Here is a 17,783-nt window from a genome sequence, read left to right on the forward strand (position 1 = left end):
GTTCGTTGATCCGTCAGTCCTCGTCGTAATCCGCGACGCCGAGGGATTCGTAGGTGGGCCTGCTGGGGGTGCTGCGACGTGGGTTCACGTCCTGCATCAGGTCCACTTCCTTGCCTTCATCGGTGTAGACGGCGATGTCCAGACCCAGGGACTGAAGCTCGCGCATGAGCACCTTGAAGGATTCCGGCGTACCGGGGCGGGGGATTGGCTTGCCCTTGACGATGGCGTTGAGGGCCTCGTTACGGCCCTGCATGTCGTCGGACTTGACCGTGAGCAGTTCCTGCAGGGTGTAAGCGGCGCCATAGGCCTCGAGTGCCCACACCTCCATCTCACCCAGACGCTGACCGCCTTGCTGTGCCTTACCGCCCAGGGGCTGCTGGGTGACCAAGGAGTAGGGGCCGGTGGAACGGGCGTGGATCTTGTCGTCCACCAGGTGAACCAGCTTGAGGAAGTGGGAATAGCCCACGGCCACAGGCTGATCGAAAGGCAGACCGGTGCGGCCATCCCGCAACTGCAGCTTGCCGGGATCCTCAGGGTCGTACACCCAACCCTTGCCGGGCTGCTTGGCGGCTTCCTTAAGGAAGGTCTCGACGGTCTGCTGGGACTTCTCAGCCCCGTACATCTCATCGAAGGGAACGATGCGCACACGGCAATCCAGGTTGGACGCCGCCCAACCCATCAGCAGCTCGAACACCTGTCCCACATTCATCCGGCTCGGCACACCCAAGGGGTTGAGCACGATGTCGACCGGGGTTCCGTCGGGCAGATAGGGCATGTCCTCCCGGGGAAGGATGCGGCTGATGATGCCTTTGTTGCCGTGGCGGCCGGCCATCTTGTCGCCGACCTGAATCTTGCGGCGCTGGGCCACATAAACCCGCACCACCATGTTCGCGCCGGGGGGCAGCTCATCACCCTGTTCACGGGTATAGATGCGCACATCCACAACGCGGCCACGCTCGGTGCCGGGCACACGCAAAGAGTTGTCGCGCACATCGCGAGCCTTCTCACCAAAGATCGCGCGAAGAAGCTTTTCTTCGGGCGGCTGATCAGATTCGCCCTTGGGCGTCACTTTGCCCACGAGGATGTCGCCGCTTTCGACGAACGCACCAACACGAATGATGCCCATCTCATCGAGGTTGCCGAGACTTTCCTCAGCGACGTTGGGAATCTCGCGGGTGATTTCCTCGGGTCCGAGCTTGGTCTGACGCGCTTCGATCTCGTACTTCTCGATGTGAACCGAGGTGTAGAGGTCGTCGGTGACCAGACGCTCGCTGACTAGCAGCGCGTCCTCGTAGTTGTAACCCTCCCAGGGCATGTAAGCGATCAGAACGTTCTGACCCAGGGCGATCTCACCGCCCTCACAGGCCGAGCCATCCGCCATCACCTGACCGACGATGACCGGATCGCCACAGCGGACGATCGGGCGCTGGTTCAGGCACGTGTCCTGGTTGGAGCGCTGATACTTCTGTAGGAAGTGGGTGTGGTCGTTGCCGTCCTCGTCCTGGACAACGATGGCGTTGGCATCCACATAGGTGACAGTGCCGTTCACCCGGGAGATCGGCACCATGCCGGAGTCGCGGGCCACCTGGGTTTCCAGGCCGGTGCCCACCAGGGCACGCTCGGGGCGCAGCAACGGCACAGCCTGACGCTGCATGTTGGAGCCCATCAGTGCTCGGTTGGCGTCGTCGTGCTCCAGGAAGGGGATCAGGGACGTTGCCACGGAGATCACCTGCACCGGTGATAAGGCGACGTAGTCGACCTGCTCGGGGGGGACCTTCTCGAAATCCTGGCGATAACGCACAGGGATCAGATCCGCCGTAATCCTGCCGTCATCCTCGGTGGCCACATCACCAGGGGCAACGCGCACTTCGTCTTCCCGGTCTGCAGACAGGTAGATCGGATCGCCTTCCTTCAGGACGACACCGTTCTCCACCTTCCAGAACGGAGTTTCGATGAAGCCGTACTCGTTAACCCGGGCGTGGGTGGCCAGGGAGTTGATCAGACCGGCGTTAGGACCTTCCGGCGTCTCAATCGGGCAGAGACGGCCGTAGTGGGAGGGGTGAATGTCGCGGACAGCGAAGCCTGCACGCTCACGGGTGAGACCGCCGGGTCCGAGAGCCGAGATGCGGCGCTTGTGGGTGAGCTCAGCCAGAGGGTTCGTCTGGTCCATGAACTGGCTCAGCTGGCTGGAGCCGAAGAACTCCTTGATCGCCGCCACCAGGGGCTTGGGATTAACCAACTGCGCTGGGGTCAGCGAATCGGTTTCTCCGACGGTCATCCGTTCCTTGATGATCCTCTCGAGACGGTTCAGACCCACACGAACCTGGTTCTGCAGGAGTTCACCCACGGAACGCACGCGGCGGTTGCCGAGGTGGTCGATGTCATCGAGGCTGGCGCCGCCAACATCCAACTCCAGGTTGATCAGGTAATCGAGGGTGGAGAGCACGTCCTCATGGGTGAGGGTGCGCACCGTGTCGGGGATGGTGAGACGCAGCTTCTTGTTGATCTTGTAGCGGCCGACCCGACCGAGGTCGTAGCGCTTGGGATCGAAGAAACGTGTCTGCAGCAGCTGCTGACCACCACTCACTGAGGGGGGTTCACCCGGACGCAATTTCTTGTAAAGCTCAAGCAGAGCCTGGTCTTCCGAGCTGATGCCCTCGTCGTTCGCGGCATCAATCGACTTCTTGTAGAACTCGGGGTGACGCAGCTTGTCGAGCACGTCGTTGTCAGACAGACCCATGGCACGCATGAGCACGTGCGCGTTGATCTTGCGGGTCTTGTCCACACGAACGTGGAGCAAGTCGTTCTTATCTGTCTCAAACTTCAGCCAGGCACCCCGGTTGGGGATGACGCTGGCGTTGTAGGTGCGCCGGCCGTTCTTGTCCATTTCATCCTTGAAATAGACACCGGGGCTACGCACGATCTGGTTCACGATCACGCGCTCAGCGCCGTTGATGATGAACGTGCCGCGCTCGGTCATCAGCGGCAATTCGCCGATGAAGACCTCCTGCTCCTTGATCTCACCGGTCTCCTTATTGACCAGACGGCAGGTCACATACATCTGCGAGGCGAAGGTCGCATCGCGACGCTTGGCCTCTTCCACATCATGGCGGGGGCGCTTCAGCCGGTACTCGCTACCGATGAAGTGCAGCTCCAGCTTGCCGGTGTAATCCGTGATCGGAGAGAAGCTTTCCAGCTCCTCGATCAGACCTTGATCCAAAAACCACTTAAAGCTGGCCCGCTGCACCTCCACCAGATCAGGGAGGTAGGTGGCGGTCTTGGCGACCTGAATCGCGCTGCTGCTCATGCGGGGACCGGCAGAGAGGACGAAGGGACTGGGGAGGACTGGATTGGCGGCAAAAGCTCACCCGACAAGACGATTCGACACAGCAGCGGCACTGACGGTTTCCAGGACGGAACCGACAGCGCCGCTGCTGCTGTTCAGAAATCGCGGGTCAGATCAGCTGACGACGACAAATGCACCGGAAGGAAATGGACGCTTCAGGCACCACGCACAAGAAGGAATCCTGCGCATGGCCAGGCCAATACAACATCTTACATATGGACTCGACACTCTTGAAACCCCAGTTAAGGGAGTCCGAACAAACGCCGGGCGTTGGCGGTGCTACTGCAGGCCACGCTGTCGAGATCCACGCCGCGGAGCTCGGCCACCCGTGTTGCAACGGAGGCCACGAAGGCCGGCTCGTTGCGCTTGCCACGGCGGGGCACAGGGGCCAGGAAAGGGCAATCTGTTTCCACCAGGAAACGATCCTCCGGCACCTGACGGGCGCAGTCGTGGGTGGGCTCCGCCTTGGGGAAGGTGACGGTGCCACTGAAGCTGATGTAAAAACCGAGATCCAGAAAGTGGTGCATTTCATCAGGGGTGCCGCCCCAGCAGTGCATCACCCCTCCAGGGCAACGGCCCTGAGCCTTGCGGGCCCGCAGTTCATCCAGCATCGGCTCGGCGGCATCCCGGCAGTGAATGATCACCGGCAGGTTCAACTCCAACGCCAGATCCAATTGAGGACGCAGCACAGCGAGCTGCTCATCCAGATTCTTGTCACGGAAAAGATCGAGCCCGAGTTCGCCGATGGCGACCACCCGATCGTCCTCGAGGGCCGCCCGACGCAGCACAGCCACCGTGTCATCCCGCCAATGCTCGGTGTCCAGTGGATGGACGCCGACGGAATAGCGCATCTCCGGAAACCGATCAGCCAAGGCGCGGATCGCCGGAATTTCAGAGGGTTCAACGCAGGCGTGCAGCAGAGCACCAACCCCAGCCTCACGCCAACGTGAGGCCACCTCATCGAGGTCGTCGTCAAAGTTGCGAAAGACGATGTGACAGTGGCTGTCAATCAACGTCGGGGTAGGGGACACAGCTGGGCCGAAACGCGCTTTCGGCCCATTCTGCCGGTTGGAACCGAATCAGCTGGCGGGCTCGAGCACCTTGCGCACGGCCGCGCTGAGGCGGGACTTCTGATTGGCACCGTTGTTGCGGTGCAGCACACCAACTTTCACGGCCTTGTCGATCTTGCTGAAGGCGGCACGCATGTAGGTCTGCACGCTGGCCTTGGCTTCATCACCAGGGGTCGCGCTGTAGGCATCACAGGCGGCGAAGCAGCGCTTCATCAGGGTGCGCATCGACGACTTGTAGGTGCGGTTGCGCACACGGTTGCGCTCAGCAATTTCAATCCGCTTCTTGGCTGACTTGTTATTGGCCACTGAGGCTTCAACGTTGCGAACAATCCATCACCTTACTCCTTGACAGGACCCCCTTCCCTGCGTTGTGGAGTCCTAACTTGACCGAAATCTCCCACCGTTCCTTTGTCTGTGAGCCAACCGGCCGTTGCTCCCCTTCGCATCGTGCGGGATCTGGAACAGGCCCAGACGGAACTGCAACGGTTATCAAGCCGCACCACACAAACCCAGCAAGGTGAAGCCCGTGAGCGGGTTGAAACCATTCTTGCGGCGGTACGCGACCGCGGCGATGCGGCCATTGCCGATTTCACCGAACGGTTCGATGGCTTCCGGCCAGAACCGATGGCGGTTTCCCCCGAGGCCCTCGAACAGGCCTGGACTTCGCTTCCGACCAACCTGCGGGACGCCCTGGAGCTGGCCCATCGCCGCATCACCGATTTCCACCAACGCCAACGTCCCGCCGATCTGGCGGTGACGGGCCCCCACGGCGAACAGCTCGGGCGGCGCTGGCGACCGGTCGAGCGGGCGGGTCTTTACGTGCCCGGAGGACGAGCGGCCTACCCCAGCACCGTGCTGATGAATGCGGTGCCAGCTCGGGTCGCCGGCGTGAAGGACGTGGTGATCTGCTCCCCCGCCGGACGGAGTGGTGCGGTCAACCCCGTAGTGCTAGCAGCAGCTCATCTTGCCGGCGTGAAAACGGTGTTCCGCCTCGGAGGTGCCCAGGCTGTCGCCGCCATGGCCTACGGCAGCGATAGCGTGCCCAAGGTGGATGTCATCAGTGGCCCAGGCAACCTTTACGTGACCCTGGCGAAACAGGCGGTGTACGGCCAGGTGGCCATCGATTCCCTAGCGGGACCGAGCGAAGTTCTGGTGATCGCGGACCACTCCGCCAAGCCCGACCAGGTGGCGGCGGATCTGTTGGCGCAGGCGGAGCACGACCCTCTAGCGGCGGCGGTGCTGATCACCACCGACCCTGCATTGGCCGACGGGATCAACGCTGCGGTGGCCGAACAGCTGGCCAATCACCCCCGCCAGGAGATCTGCGAGGCCGCTCTGCGGGACTGGGGGCTGGTGGTGGTCTGCGACGACCTCGAGAGCTGTGCCCGCCTCAGCGACAGCTTCGCCCCCGAACACCTGGAGCTGCTGGTGGAGCGGCCCGAACCCCTGGCGGATCGCATTCAGAACGCCGGAGCCATTTTCCTGGGCCCCTGGTCCCCAGAAGCTGTGGGGGATTACCTGGCAGGCCCAAACCACACATTGCCGACCTGTGGAGCTGCGCGCTTCAGCGGGGCCCTGAGCGTTGAGACCTTCATGCGTCACACCTCGCTGATCGGTTTCAACCGTGCTGCGCTGGAAGCAACGGGTTCAGCTGTGCAGGAGCTAGCCACCAGTGAAGGCCTTCACAGCCACGCTGAATCAGTGCGGCGGCGCCTCAGCTGAGGCGCTTCTCCAGGCTGCGGACACCCGCCACGCCATCGGCGATCTCGCCGACCAACACCTCATCGGTGATGTTGACGAACAGGCCGTTCTCCAACACACCAGGGATGTTGTTGATGGTCTGTTCCAGAGCCACTGGATCGGAGATGCCGCCGTCGACTTTGGCGTCCAACACCAGGTTGCCCTGATCGGTGACCACGGGGCCGGCCTTGCGCTGGGCCATTCGCAGCTCAGCGCTGCCCCCGAGGGCTTCCAGCTGCTGCTTCACTTGGCGCCAAGCCCCGGGCAGCACTTCCACCGGAAGCAGAAAACCGAGGTTGAGACGGTCCACCAGTTTGGTGGAGTCCACAACCACCACAAAACGATCCGCCCGTGCCGCCACGAGTTTTTCCTGCACGTGGCAAGCGCCACCGCCCTTGATCAATTGGAAGCCAGGGTCGACTTCGTCGGCACCATCGATGGCCAGATCAATCCGGCTGACGGCATTGAGGCTGAGCAGGGGGATATTGAGTTCCGCGGCCAGCACCTCACCTTGAAAGGAGGTGGTCACACCAACGATGTCTTTGAGTTCGCCGCTGGCGAGCTTGGCCCCCAAGCCCTGAATCATCAACGCTGCGGTGGAACCTGATCCCAGGCCCAGCACCATGCCGTCCTTGATCTGTTCAACAGCGGCATCAGCCACCGCCTGTTTCATCTGGGTCTGAAGATCAGCCATCAGGTCACATCTTTAGAGCGCGACCGTAGCAAGGGTTTCAAGCCATCCCAGGCAGGGGCTCCGGTTTGACGGAAAGGGTCAGCTCGCGGCCCGCCCTTAGCACCTTCAAGGGCAAGGGAACATCGATGGCGGCGGCATCCACCACCTCGAGCAGCGCCTGAGGGTCAGGAATGTCGCGCTCATCCACGGTGATCAACAGATCGCCGCGGCGCAGTCCTGCTTTTTCGGCCGGGCCATCGGGAAGCACGGCTTGCACCAAGGCACCGCTGCGTTCCGGCAGCTGAACAAGGGCATTGGGGTCCTTGTTGTGATCGCGCGCGATGCGCGGTGTAAGAGCAACCAGTTGCAGACCGATGTACGGATGCACCACCTCACCCTGCTGCTGCAGCTGATCAGCCACCCGGCGGGCCAGGTTGATCGGGATGGCAAAACCCAGGCCGGCCCCAGGGCCCGACCGCACCAGGGTGTTGATGCCAATCACCTGACCATCGCCGTTGACCAACGGCCCGCCGGAATTACCGGGATTGATAGCGGCGTCGGTCTGAATCAGCTCAAGCCGTTTGTCAGCAAAACCAAGGCTGTTGATATTGCGGTGCAGGCTGCTGACGATGCCAAGGGTCACCGTGCGTTCCAATCCGAAGGGAGTACCGAGGGCGATCGCCCAATCGCCCACCTGCATGGCTTCCGAATCACCCAAGGGAGCCCGCGGCGGTAGTTGATTGCCCTCGAGACGCACCAAGGCCAGGTCTGTCACCGGATCGGTACCCACCACCCGTCCATCCCGCTGCTCCCCGTCGGCCAGGGTGACGCTGACGGACTCCACCCGATCCACCACATGGGCGTTGGTGAGCACAAGCCCCTTGGCATCAATCACCACACCGGAGCCTTGGCCCCGTTCCCGCTCCGGACCTGCCGGAGGATCCCCCAGCAAGTCCCGCAGCAGGGGATCGAGCAGCGTGGGATCAAACGGCTGGCGTTCCACGGTGCGCTCGGTGTCGATCCGAACCACAGCCGGGGCCACCCGCTGAACGGCATCGGCCACAAAGCTGTGTTCCAAAGCCTGGACGGACGGTCCATCACCGACCAGGACGGCTACGGCCACCAGCACGGCCAAGAGTTGACGCAGGGCGTAACGCAACACAAGACCTGTGAATTGCCTTCTTTTTATCGGATCCAGCCAGGGAAGCGGGCCTTGGTCCAAATCGAACGCAATCTCACAACGCCTTTCGCGATGGGCGGACAAGGTCGGCGATTCCAGCTAACAAATCAGGAAACGCAGTTTTCAAATGCGTGCACTTCTGGCTCCAGCGGCAGCCCTGCTTGCCCTGGCTGGCCCGGTTGCCCTCACCCCTCAAGCCTCAGCGGAAAGCACAACGCTCAAGGCGGTGATCTTTGAGGAGATGAAGCCGATGTATCACAAAACGGATGCCGGCTACGAGGGCCTCGGGGTTGATGTTCTTGAACAGATCCGGATTCAGGCCAAGCGCCGCAAGGTGGACTACCGGGTGGCGAAGTCGGTGAATGACGGCATCGGCGCCGTGATCACCGGCAAAGCCGACATCGCCTGTGGCGTGGCCTTCACCTGGGGGCGCTCCACCCAGGTGAGCTACAGCCTTCCCTTCGGCGTTGGCGGCACCCGTCTGCTGACCGCCAACGACACCACCATCGATGGAACCCCTGACTCACTCGAGGGCCAAACCATCGGGGTGGTGAAGGACACCGCCTCCGCCAAGGTGCTGAAGAGTGTGGTGCCCGGCGCCACGCTGAAGAGCTACGACACCCCGATCGAAGCGTTGAACGCTTTCTACGAAGGTGACGTTCCAATACTTGGGGGCGGCACCCTGTGGCTGGCCGCAAACAGCCGCATCGACAAGACGGCGCTGCTGCCCTTCCGCCCCTACGGCCGCTCCGGCATTAGCTGCATCGTCAAGCAGGACAACGGAAAGCTGCTCTCCTCCACCAACATCGCCTTGGGCCAGATGATGCAGGCCTACATGGATGGCGATGCGGGAACGCGCCGCATGATCAACCGTTGGATTGGTCCGGGTAGCGACGTGGGCCTGAGCCAGGACGTGATCCGCTCCCTTTACGGCCTGATCCTCAGCATCACCGCAGAAATCAACACCCCAGCGACACCGGGAATCTGACGACTCCTCGCTTGCTTTTGTTCTCTATCCATCAACAGTCATGAAGCGTTCTCTGATTGCCTTTCAAGCACTGCTGGCCTCCAGCGCCGTGCTCTGCCAGACCGCCGAAGCCAGCTCCACCTACACCGCTCCAGAGCAACTGACCGGCCAGGCCAAGACCAACAGCATCGAAGCCCGAATCGAAGCGGTGCGGAACACCGACTGGGGCAGCCTGCTCCAGGTCTCCGACATGGATGACGAGCTGGTTGCCAAGAGCAAGTGGGGCAACGGCAAGGGCAAGAAATTCGGCAACAGCCGCGGCAAGGGCAAGTGGGGCAACGGCAAGAGCGGCAACAAGTGGGGCAATAGCCGCAACACCTGGGGCAACGGCAACTACTACGGCGGCTGGCGCAACGGTGGCGGGGCCTGGGGCAACGGTGGCGGCGGATTCGTGAACTGGTGATCGTTTCTTCTCCCAACGTCAGGCCCGACCTCAACCGGTTCGGGCCCATCGGTCTCGTGGTTGTGCAGTCCACCTCGCTGTGCAACCTCGATTGTTCGTATTGCTATCTGCCGGATCGGCAGAAGAAACGAGTCTTTGACCTCGATCTGCTGCCCTTGCTGATGCAGCGGATCCTGGAAAGCCCCTATGCCGGGCCTGAATTTTCCCTGGTTTGGCACGCCGGTGAACCGCTCACCTTGCCCACCAGTTGGTATGACGAGGCGACAGCGATCCTGTATCGCAGCCTCGATCAGTTCAATGCCCAGGGGCTGGACTTCACCCAGCACGTGCAGACCAATGCCACGTTGATCAACGACGCCTGGTGCGACTGCTTCCGGCGCAACCGCATCGTGGTGGGCATCAGTGTGGATGGCCCTGAAGACATCCACGACGCCCACCGGCGCTTCCGCAACGGGCGCGGCTCCCATGCTATGGCGATGAAAGGGATTGAAGCCCTGCACCGCAATGATGTGCCCTTCCACTGCATCTCGGTGGTGACCGCCGATGCCATGGAGCAACCGGAGCGGATGTATCGCTTCTTCCGCGACAACGGCATCAGCGAAGTGGGCTTCAACGTTGAGGAGCAGGAGGGGATCAACACCAGTTCCTCGATGCAAGGCTCAGAGATGGAGGGGAAGTATCGCGACTTCCTGCGGGCCTTCTGGCGGCTGAGCGAGCAGGACGGTTATCCCGTGGTGCTGCGCGAATTCGAGCAGGTCATCAGCCTGATCCAAGGCAACGAGCGGATGACCCAGAACGAGCTCAATCGCCCGTTCTCGATCCTCAGCGTTGACTGGGAGGGAAATTTCTCCACTTTCGACCCCGAGCTTTTGTCGGTGGCAAGTGACCGCTACGGCAGCTTCAACCTCGGCAATCTCAAGGATTTGTCGCTGGTGGAATCCACCTACACCGATCAGTTCCGGCGACTCATGGCCGATATGAGCAGTGGTGTGGAGACCTGCCACAAGAGCTGCGAATACTTCGGCCTCTGTGGCGGTGGCAACGGCAGCAACAAGTTCTGGGAGCACGGCACCCTCGCCTCCAGTGAAACCAACGCCTGCCGCTTCGGCACCCAGATTCCTGTTCAGGTGCTGTTGGAGCGATTTGAAGAGGGTCCTCCCCTGACGGCACTCACGCCCAATTGATCCAATTCTCCATGCGATCCTTCACTGTTCTGCCCGTGCTGGGCCTGCTGCTCATGCCACTGCAGGCCCAGGCCGCCTGCAGTTTCCTGCCTCCTGTGGGAGGTGGCGATCCCATCGTGAAAAAGAAGGTGGAGCGACCCAAAGGGCTGCTTGGCAAAGCCGTCGGCCGCACCAACTGGAACACCGATTTCGTGGTGGATCAGCCCTACCGCAGTTTCAAGCTCTTTTTCACCGCCGATTCCAACGATCCCAGCAGCTATCCCATCCAGGCCTTCCTCAAGTTCAGCGACGGCAGCAACAGCAAGGTGGCCGATGAACAACTGCAGCCGCCCGTGGGGACCGGCCGGATGTTCGGTCCCTTCCAGCAGGTGCCAGGCAAGAGCATCAGCCAGGTGAATTTCAGGATCGGCGCCAACAACGATCCGGCAGCCACTGGATTCAGCTACCGGATCTCCGTTCAGGGCTGCCACTGATCGCACAGCGGGTCTTCAGTCCACTGCTTAGGGTCAATCCGTCTTGTGAGCTTCACTCTTGAGCGAATCCGCCGCTTCACAACGCTGTGAGCTCTGCCAGGTCGTGATCGAAGACCGGCCTGGCCTTCCCGGTGTGGTGACATTCAGCAATGGCCCCCAAGGCAGCCGCAGCAAACTCTGGAGTCGCGTCTGTCAGTACGTGACCGATCCGGAGCGTCGACGCCTGTGCATCAATCAGGATTCCGACGGGCGCGGCTCCGAGCAGCCTGGCGATGCCTTCCCTGATGCACCAGCCATCGACCTGGGCAACACCTGACGGCGGGTAGACAGTCCCGTACATTGAAGGTGTGTCCGACGGGCATCTCCCTGCGGGAGATCGGTCACAACTGAAATGCACGTCGGACCGACGTCCTCCCTCAGTTTGCGTTGCCTCACCCTCTGCTTCCAGATCTGGAAACGCTGGCCACCGAGGTGGCCGCGAGCAAAGGCTTTTCCCTTTGCGGTATTCAGCTGCTCACTCACATGAGCCCGATGACCCTGGAAGTACAGATCCGCCACAGCAATGGAGCGGATGTGAGCCTCGATGACTGCGCGGGTTTCAGCGGCGTGTTGGGGGATGCCCTTGAGGCCTCTTCCCTGCTCACTGACGCGTATGTTCTGGAGATCAGCAGTCCCGGCATCGGCGACCAGCTGTCCAGCGATCGCGACTTTGAAACCTTCCGCGGTTTCCCCGTGGAGGTTCATCACCGCGACAAGGACGACAGCGAGCAACGTCTGGAGGGCCTCTTGCTCGAACGCGACGTCGACACGCTGCAGATCAACATTCGCGGGCGAATCAAACGGATTCCTCGGGATTGCGTGATCGGTGTCCGCCTCACGAGTCCAGGCAGCTGAACCCAGCGTTCACACCCCTGTAACCGCTCCCTTCTTTCCCCCTAACCCAACGCGATGGCTCTCGTCCTGCTTCCCGGTCTCACCAACCTGATCGACGACATCAGTGAAGAGAAGAAGCTGCCTCCCCAGGTGGTGGAAGCGGCCCTGCGCGAGGCCCTGCTGAAGGGCTACGAGCGCTACAGGCGCACCCTGTATCTCGGGATCAGCGAAGACCCCTTTGATGAGGAGTACTTCAGCAACTTTGACGTTGGCCTCGACCTTGAGGAAGAGGGCTACAGGGTTCTCGCCAGTAAGATCATTGTTGATGAGGTCGAGAGTGAAGACCACCAGATCGCGATCGCCGAGGTGATGCAGGTGGCCGATGACGCCCAGGTGGGCGACACGGTGGTGCTGGATGTCACGCCGGAGAAAGAAGATTTCGGCCGCATGGCCGCCGCCACCACCAAGCAGGTGCTGGCCCAAAAGCTGCGGGATCAGCAGCGCCGCATGATCCAAGAGGAATTCGCTGATCTGGAGGATCCGGTGCTGACGGCCCGAGTGATCCGCTTCGAGCGCCAGTCGGTGATCATGGCGGTCAGCTCAGGCCTGGGCCGTCCGGAAGTGGAGGCAGAACTCCCCCGGCGCGATCAGCTGCCCAACGACAACTACCGCGCCAACGCCACCTTCAAAGTCTTCTTGAAAGAAGTGAGCGAAGTTCCCCGCCGGGGACCGCAGCTGTTCGTCAGCCGCTCCAACGCCGGTTTGGTGGTTTACCTGTTCGAGAACGAAGTTCCCGAAATCCAGGAAGGATCCGTTCGGATCGTGGCCGTTGCCCGTGAAGCCAATCCCCCCTCACGTTCGGTGGGCCCTCGCACCAAAGTGGCCGTCGACAGCATCGAACGCGAGGTGGACCCTGTCGGCGCCTGCATTGGCGCCCGCGGCTCTCGCATCCAGCAGGTGGTGAACGAACTGCGTGGAGAAAAAATCGACGTGATTCGCTGGTCCCACGATCCGGGTCAGTACATCGCTAACTCCCTCAGCCCCGCTCGAGTGGAAATGGTGCGCCTGGTGGATCCCGTGGGCCAGCACGCCCATGTGCTGGTGCCCCCCGATCAGCTGAGCCTGGCCATTGGCCGCGAAGGCCAGAACGTGCGCTTGGCCGCCCGACTTACCGGCTGGAAGATCGACATCAAGAACTCCACCGAATACGACCAAGAGGCAGAGGATGCCGTGGTTGCGGAGCTGATCTCCCAGCGTGAGGAAGAGGAAGCCCTCCAGCAGCAAGCCGAAGAACGGCTGGCCGTCGAACAGGCCGCTCGGGCGGAAGAGGATGCACGCCTGAGGGAGCTGTATCCGCTGCCCGAAGACGAGGAGGAGTACGGCGAGGAGCAGCCCGAGCAGGAATTCTCGGAGGAGGAGCCCGCTGAGTTGGAAGCCGGCACCGAAACCGAAACTGAAACCACGGACGCAGCGGTTGAAGCCGATACCGATACCGATGCCGATGCCGATCAGGAGCAGGTCCGGTGAGTGACCGTCCCGTCCTGCGTCGCTGCGTGGCCTGCCGCCAACTCTTGGATCGCCGCCAACTCTGGAGGGTGATCCGCGACCATCAGGACGGAGTTCTCCTCGATGAGGGGATGGGCCGTTCGGCCTATCTCTGCCGCGAGGAAAACTGCCTGGAGGAGGCGACCCGTCGCAAACGTCTGCAGAAAGCCCTGCGTTGTCAGGTGCCCGAAACAGTGCTTGCGGTGTTGAAACAGCGGCTTAACCAAAGCGTTGGTGAATCCGCTGAGGCAGACTGAACATTGGCCCCACGTTGTGAGTGGCCACCGCGGCATTCCATGCCCGGACCGATCGGAGACCCGAACTGAATGACCAGCAGCGGCAAAGTCAGAATTTACGAGCTGTCCAAGGACCTCGGCCTTGAGAACAAGGACGTGCTGGATGCGGCTGAAAAGCTCTCGATCGCTGCGAAGAGCCACAGCAGCTCGATCAGTGACGCTGAAGCCGGGAAGATCCGTTCGCTGCTTGGGAAAGGCGGGAATGGTGCGACGCCCGCTGCCGCGGCCCCTGCCAAGCCCGCACCGGGGAAGGCCATCCTCTCGGTGCAGAAAGCAGCCCCTGCCGCCCCGAGCAAACCCACCCCAGCGGTGAGAGAACCGGTCGCCAAGCCTGTTGCCGCCAAGCCCCAAGTGGCAGCCAAGCCACAAGCGGCCCCGAAGCCTCCTGCAGCGGCCACGCCCAAACCGGTGATCAGCAAGCCGGCCCCTGCCCCGGCGAAATCGTCGGCAGCCCCTGCGCGGCCCGCCGCGCCTCAGAAACCACCTGCAGTCCCAGCGCGACCAACGGCAGCAAAGCCCATGCCACGGCCTGCCGCGGCCAAGCCGCAGGTCGTCAGCAAGCAGGCTGAGGGCAAACCGGAACTGGTGAGCAAGCCCAAGACTGCTGCCAAACCCACGGCACCCACGCCGCGGCCTACACCCGCTCGCCCGGCGCCGCGTCCCGCAGGGGCTGGAAGTCCAGCACGGCCCACCCCTGGCCAAGGTCAGCCCAAGCCGCAGATCATCCGCGCTGGCGCCCCATCTCGGCCCGGCACTCCAACCCGTGCCGGCGCTCCTGCAAAGCCCGGAGCACCCTCACGGCCAACCCCCAGGCCTGAACTGGTGGGCAAACCTGTGCCCCGCCGTCCTGCTGGCACAGGCGTGCCTCAACGCCAGGGTGGTCCAAGCCGTCCAGGAGCCCCCACCCGACAGGGTCGCCCGGGGATGCCCCCCCGCAGCGGCAACACCCTTGAACTGGTCGGCAAGCCGATTCGTCGCGACGGCAGCAGCACCGGCAGCGGTCGTCCTGGCGCGCCAACCCGTCCGGGAGCTCCTGGACGTCCCGGCATGCCCGCTGGAATGCGCAAACCGGTGGCTCCCGGTGAGCTAATGCAGCTGCAGAAGCCTGTCGGCAGGCCGGCGGCACCGGCACCCCGCCGTCCCGATGCGCCCACCAAAGCCGCTGCAGGGGCAGGAACCGCCACCCCACCTGTGGCACGTCCGAATGCCCCCTCAGCACCCCGCCGTCCCGGCTTCCGTCCCGGCGGTCCCGGAGGACAGCGGCGCCCTGGTCGGCCCGACTGGGATGACAGCGCCCGGCTCGATGCTCTGCGCAGCCGCTCGCCGCAGAAGCAGCGCCAGAAGGTACACATCATTGGCGAGAACGATGATTCCCTGGCGGCACAGACCGGCGGCTTCGCCGGCGAACAGGAGAACATGGTTCTCTCGGCGAGCCTGGCTCGTCCCGCCAAGCCCAAATCGAAGCAGCGCACCGCACCAAAACCGGTGGCGGCGATGCGCAAGCGCAAGAAGGAAACTGCCCGTCAGCGTCAGCGCCGGCGTGCCATGGAACTGCGGGCAGCCCGGGAAGCCAAACAGGTACGGCCCGAAATGATCGTGGTGCCGGAGGACAACCTCACGGTGCAGGAACTGGCAGACATGCTGAGCGTCGAAAGCTCAGAAATCATCAAATCCCTGTTCTTCAAAGGGATCATCGCCACGGTCACCCAGACCCTGGACATGCCCACGATCGAGGCCGTCGCCGACGAATTCGGCGTGCCTGTGCTGCAGGACGACGTGGAAGAGGCGGCCAAGAAGACCGTCGAAATGATCGAAGAGACCGACAAGGCTCACCTGATCCGGCGTCCTCCCGTGGTGACCGTCATGGGCCACGTCGACCACGGCAAAACCAGCCTGCTGGATGCCATCCGTCAGGCCCGCGTCGCTGCGGGTGAGGCCGGAGGCATCACCCAGCACATTGGTGCGTATCAGGTTGAGATCGAACACAACAACGAACAGCGCAAGCTCACCTTCCTAGACACTCCGGGCCACGAAGCGTTCACCGCCATGCGAGCTCGCGGCACCAAGGTGACCGACGTGGCTGTGCTGGTGGTGGCCGCCGATGACGGCGTCCGGCCTCAGACCCTGGAAGCCATCAGCCACGCCCGGGCTGCGGAAGTGCCGATCGTGGTGGCGATCAACAAGATCGACAAAGAAGGTTCATCGCCCGAACGGGTGAAGCAGGAGTTGTCGGAACAAAACCTGCTGGCGGAAGACTGGGGCGGCGACGTGGTGATGGTGCCGGTGAGCGCCATCAAGGGCGAAAACATCGACAAGCTGCTGGAGATGCTGCTGCTGGTCACCGAAGTGGAAGACCTGCAGGCCAACCCGGATCGTCTGGCCCGCGGCACAGTGATCGAGGCTCACCTCGACAAGGCCAAAGGCCCCGTGGCCACGCTGCTGGTGCAGAACGGCACCCTCAAGACCGGCGACGTTGTCGCCGCTGGTCCTGTGCTGGGCAAGGTGCGCGCCATGGTGGACGACAACCGCCAACGCCTCAAGGAAGCTGGTCCCTCCTTCGCTGTGGAGGCTTTGGGCTTCAGCGAGGTGCCCACCGCCGGTGATGAGTTCGAGGTGTACCCCGACGAGAAATCAGCCCGGGCGGTCGTCGGCGATCGCGCCTCCGATGCGCGTGCCACCCGTCTCGCTCAGCAGATGGCGTCACGACGCGTCTCGCTCACGGCCATGTCCGGCCAGGCGAATGATGGTGAGCTGAAGGAACTCAACCTGATTCTCAAAGCCGACGTTCAGGGCTTTGTGGAAGCCATCCTGGGATCGCTCGAACAGCTGCCGAAGGATGAGGTGCAGGTTCGGGTGCTGCTGTCGGCACCTGGCGAGATCACCGAAACCGACGTCGACCTGGCAGCCGCCTCCGGCGCAGTGATCGTGGGCTTCAACACTTCCATGGCCTCCGGCGCCAAGAAAGCGGCGGATGCCACCGGGGTGGATGTTCGCGACTACGACGTGATCTACAAGCTTCTGGAAGACATCCAGATGGCGATGGAAGGTCTGCTCGAACCGGAATTGGTGGAGGAAGCCCTGGGCGAAGCCGAGGTGCGCGCCGTCTTCACCATCGGCAAGAGCGCTGTGGCTGGCTGCTACGTCACCACCGGCAAGCTGCATCGCAACTGCCGGGTGCGGGTTCACCGCGGAAAACAGGTGGTTTACGAGGGCGACCTCGACTCCCTGCGTCGCAACAAGGACGATGTCAAAGAAGTGGCCACGGGCTTCGAATGCGGTGTCGGCACCGATCGGTTCGCCAACTGGGAAGAAGGCGATCGCATTGAAGCCTTCAAGATGGTCACCCAACGCCGCAAACTCACCACCTGACCCCGCAAGCGATCGTGCAGCCCCGCAGCGAGCCCCTGCTCTGGCTTCAGTGCCTGGCTCTTGGAGCCATCCCCCTGGAGCTGCTGCTGATCCGCCTGGTCCTGGCCGGTGCGGACCCAGGCCCCGTGCCTGGTGTGGAGCGATTTCTGATCTGGGGCGTCGGGGTATTGGCCCCAGCCGTAGCGTTGTGGCGACGCCCCGCCGACTGGGGGTCACTGCTATTGGTGCGTCAGCCGCTGGCCAGCCGCAAGGGCGATCAACTCCGCATCAGTGCATCTCACGGCGGCCTGAGCAGCCGCGTCGCCGTGGTGATCACCGCAGTCATCCTGCTGCCCGTGCTCTGGTGGTTGGATGATTCAGCCGTGCTGGCGAGTGAGTTTTCCCCGGTTTCGGGGCAATCCCGCCTGGTCACCCTGCTGCTGGTAAGTCCATTGCTGGCCTTGATGGTCTGGCAAGTGCAGCAGCTGGTTCAAGCTGCAACACAGTTGTTGGCTTCGGGCGCAACGGCTGCCCCTGCCGATTCGGCTTTTCATGCTGACGCTGTTGCAACGCAACGCACCAGCCTTGGCCTGCAATTGCTCAACCTCCCAGCCCTGGAATGGCC

15 protein-coding genes and 1 pseudogene are annotated in these 17,783 nt (G+C 62.6%); 11 read left to right on the forward strand and 5 right to left on the reverse strand.

The window, feature by feature from the left end:
• Positions 1–13: 13 nt before the first annotated feature.
• The 3 genes from rpoB to rpsT form a co-directional block, all read right to left on the reverse strand.
• On the reverse strand, positions 14–3,307 hold the full coding sequence (rpoB, locus tag Q3Y53_RS08165) for a DNA-directed RNA polymerase subunit beta (protein ID WP_226425248.1): 3,294 nt from the start codon (positions 3,305–3,307) through the stop codon (positions 14–16).
• A gap of 281 nt (positions 3,308–3,588) precedes the next feature.
• Complete coding sequence (locus tag Q3Y53_RS08170; RefSeq protein ID WP_303534929.1) at positions 3,589–4,377, reverse strand: TatD family hydrolase; 789 nt, start codon at positions 4,375–4,377, stop codon at positions 3,589–3,591.
• A gap of 48 nt (positions 4,378–4,425) precedes the next feature.
• The gene (rpsT, locus tag Q3Y53_RS08175; RefSeq protein ID WP_226425246.1) at positions 4,426–4,722 is read right to left on the reverse strand and encodes a 30S ribosomal protein S20; all 297 of its coding nucleotides are present in this window, start codon (positions 4,720–4,722) and stop codon (positions 4,426–4,428) included.
• Positions 4,723–4,830: 108 nt separating this feature from the next.
• Here rpsT and hisD point away from each other — a divergent pair, with 108 nt between their 5' ends.
• On the forward strand, positions 4,831–6,138 hold the full coding sequence (gene hisD / locus Q3Y53_RS08180) for a histidinol dehydrogenase (protein ID WP_303534932.1): 1,308 nt from the start codon (positions 4,831–4,833) through the stop codon (positions 6,136–6,138).
• On the opposite strand, the gene rpiA is transcribed toward hisD, so the two are convergent.
• Both rpiA and Q3Y53_RS08190 read right to left on the reverse strand, forming a co-directional pair.
• On the reverse strand, positions 6,131–6,850 hold the full coding sequence (rpiA, locus tag Q3Y53_RS08185; protein WP_303534934.1) for a ribose-5-phosphate isomerase RpiA: 720 nt from the start codon (positions 6,848–6,850) through the stop codon (positions 6,131–6,133). The two genes, hisD and rpiA, sit on opposite strands and share 8 nt — an antisense overlap.
• A gap of 37 nt (positions 6,851–6,887) precedes the next feature.
• The gene (locus Q3Y53_RS08190; RefSeq protein WP_303535328.1) at positions 6,888–7,955 is read right to left on the reverse strand and encodes a trypsin-like peptidase domain-containing protein; all 1,068 of its coding nucleotides are present in this window, start codon (positions 7,953–7,955) and stop codon (positions 6,888–6,890) included.
• A gap of 181 nt (positions 7,956–8,136) precedes the next feature.
• Here Q3Y53_RS08190 and grrP point away from each other — a divergent pair, with 181 nt between their 5' ends.
• From grrP to Q3Y53_RS08240, 10 genes and pseudogenes are all read left to right on the forward strand, one after another.
• Positions 8,137–8,997, forward strand: a complete 861-nt coding sequence (gene grrP / locus Q3Y53_RS08195) for an extracellular substrate binding-like orphan protein GrrP (RefSeq protein ID WP_303534936.1) — start codon at positions 8,137–8,139, stop codon at positions 8,995–8,997.
• A gap of 40 nt (positions 8,998–9,037) precedes the next feature.
• A complete protein-coding gene (grrA, locus tag Q3Y53_RS08200; protein WP_226425242.1) occupies positions 9,038–9,439 on the forward strand; it encodes a GrrA/OscA1 family cyclophane-containing rSAM-modified RiPP in 402 nt (133 codons plus the stop codon).
• Positions 9,436–10,623 (forward strand): cyclophane-forming radical SAM/SPASM peptide maturase GrrM/OscB, encoded by a 1,188-nt coding sequence (gene grrM, locus Q3Y53_RS08205; protein WP_303534940.1) that lies wholly within the window; start codon positions 9,436–9,438, stop codon positions 10,621–10,623. Before grrA ends, grrM begins: the two co-directional genes overlap by 4 nt.
• An 11-nt stretch (positions 10,624–10,634) precedes the next feature.
• Positions 10,635–11,096, forward strand: coding sequence for a hypothetical protein (locus Q3Y53_RS08210; protein WP_226425240.1), 462 nt, complete (start codon positions 10,635–10,637; stop codon positions 11,094–11,096).
• Between the two features lie 58 nt (positions 11,097–11,154).
• On the forward strand, positions 11,155–11,412 hold the full coding sequence (locus Q3Y53_RS08215; protein ID WP_226425239.1) for a hypothetical protein: 258 nt from the start codon (positions 11,155–11,157) through the stop codon (positions 11,410–11,412).
• Positions 11,413–11,522: 110 nt separating this feature from the next.
• Positions 11,523–11,990: a ribosome maturation factor RimP gene (gene rimP / locus Q3Y53_RS08220; RefSeq protein ID WP_303534941.1), complete on the forward strand. Its 468-nt coding sequence runs from the start codon at positions 11,523–11,525 to the stop codon at positions 11,988–11,990.
• Between the two features lie 54 nt (positions 11,991–12,044).
• Positions 12,045–13,496: a transcription termination factor NusA gene (gene nusA / locus Q3Y53_RS08225; RefSeq protein WP_303534942.1), complete on the forward strand. Its 1,452-nt coding sequence runs from the start codon at positions 12,045–12,047 to the stop codon at positions 13,494–13,496.
• Positions 13,493–13,771 carry a YlxR family protein gene (locus tag Q3Y53_RS08230; protein ID WP_303534944.1) on the forward strand — a complete coding sequence of 93 codons (279 nt, stop codon included), beginning with the start codon at positions 13,493–13,495 and terminating at the stop codon, positions 13,769–13,771. The genes nusA and Q3Y53_RS08230 overlap by 4 nt, the downstream gene beginning before the upstream one ends.
• A 69-nt stretch (positions 13,772–13,840) precedes the next feature.
• On the forward strand, positions 13,841–17,179 hold the full coding sequence (gene infB, locus Q3Y53_RS08235) for a translation initiation factor IF-2 (RefSeq protein ID WP_303534946.1): 3,339 nt from the start codon (positions 13,841–13,843) through the stop codon (positions 17,177–17,179).
• A 14-nt stretch (positions 17,180–17,193) separates the two neighbouring features.
• A pseudogene (locus Q3Y53_RS08240) lies at positions 17,194–17,754 on the forward strand (low-complexity tail membrane protein); the annotation flags it as partial.
• Positions 17,755–17,783: the final 29 nt, after the last annotated feature.

This window comes from Synechococcus sp. YX-04-1 (assembly GCF_030546365.1).
In the GTDB taxonomy this organism is placed as follows: domain Bacteria; phylum Cyanobacteriota; class Cyanobacteriia; order PCC-6307; family Cyanobiaceae; genus Parasynechococcus.

What these genes read in the sequence shown, in the direction of transcription:
- rpiA (WP_303534934.1), bottom strand. Translation starts at nt 6,850, where the DNA reads ATGGCTGATCTTCAGACCCAGATGAAACAGGCGGTGGCTGATGCCGCT.
- nusA (WP_303534942.1), top strand. Translation starts at nt 12,045, where the DNA reads ATGGCTCTCGTCCTGCTTCCCGGTCTCACCAACCTGATCGACGACATC.
- grrA (WP_226425242.1), top strand. Translation starts at nt 9,038, where the DNA reads ATGAAGCGTTCTCTGATTGCCTTTCAAGCACTGCTGGCCTCCAGCGCC.
- infB (WP_303534946.1), top strand. Translation starts at nt 13,841, where the DNA reads ATGACCAGCAGCGGCAAAGTCAGAATTTACGAGCTGTCCAAGGACCTC.
- grrP (WP_303534936.1), top strand. Translation starts at nt 8,137, where the DNA reads ATGCGTGCACTTCTGGCTCCAGCGGCAGCCCTGCTTGCCCTGGCTGGC.
- Q3Y53_RS08210 (WP_226425240.1), top strand. Translation starts at nt 10,635, where the DNA reads ATGCGATCCTTCACTGTTCTGCCCGTGCTGGGCCTGCTGCTCATGCCA.
- rpoB (WP_226425248.1), bottom strand. Translation starts at nt 3,307, where the DNA reads ATGAGCAGCAGCGCGATTCAGGTCGCCAAGACCGCCACCTACCTCCCT.